The 238-nt window shown below is 36.1% G+C and carries 1 protein-coding gene; it reads right to left on the bottom strand.

The annotated features are described in order from the left end of the window. On the bottom strand, positions 1–238 hold a 238-nt coding region (locus KVT11_RS20540; protein ID WP_302693906.1), incomplete at both ends, for a septation ring formation regulator EzrA.

Below are 238 nucleotides of genomic sequence, written 5' to 3'. Positions count from 1 at the left end.
CTGTCAACATGGTTTTAAGTTCAGCCAATGTTTCTCTTGCCTGTAAATCTTCTTTTCGTAACGATTGAAGGTGATCTTTAATCGCTTCATGAAGTGTTTTGGCATCCTCAATAAAGGTCTCAAGCTGATTGTTTTCATCCATTAATAATGTGTATGCGACATGGTCACGATCAAGCTTCTCTCGTATTTGATTCATAAGCTTTTCAATTTCTTCTAATCGTTTTTCGAATGCTTTCTG

This window comes from Bacillus sp. GbtcB10, assembly GCF_019091365.1.
Lineage (GTDB): Bacteria > Bacillota > Bacilli > Bacillales > Bacillaceae > Bacillus > Bacillus altitudinis.
This window is presented reverse-complemented; position numbering and strand designations above follow the sequence as displayed.